This is a genomic window from Protofrankia sp. Cj3 (assembly GCF_917627355.1).
In the GTDB taxonomy this organism is placed as follows: Bacteria; Actinomycetota; Actinomycetes; order Frankiales; family Frankiaceae; genus Protofrankia.
The window spans coordinates 16,757-17,283 of sequence record NZ_CAKJTR010000023.1 but is presented as its reverse complement, the minus strand read 5'-3'; positions in this window follow the sequence as shown (position 1 = coordinate 17,283).

Here is a 527-nt window from a genome sequence, read left to right as displayed (position 1 = left end):
AAGGCCGAAGGCCGAACCGGCAGCGGATGCGCCCCATCGGTTCGGCCGGCAGCGAAGCCAGCGACCGGCTGGGCGTGGATCGCCTGGACAGAAGATTCAAAACAGGCTCAACGCATGTACGTTTCGTGCTGACATGCCGCGGCCTTCGGCATAAAAATCTCCCCCGCGGCCCCGCGTAACGCCAACAACGCGGTTGTGCGGCCCCAGCGCCGCGTCTGGAGCACGGGCACCCGGAGCGGCGGGCACCCGGGACGCGGCGACGGATGGGCTGCGGCGTGCATCTCGCCGCAGCCCATCCGTCGCCGCGCGATGCACGCACCCCAGCCCCGCTCTTTGATCCACACCCCTATTGCCGGAGCCTCGTAAGAGCGTGTGTGAGATCGGGCTTTCGATCAGTGAGCCGCGTCCAGGCGCTCCCTGGCAAGGCGGAAGGCCGAAGCGATACCGGATGAGTTGTATCGGTGTGGCCGACAACGCAGCCAGGGGGCGCCTGGGCGCGGCGAGCCGGAATGACGATCTCACACACG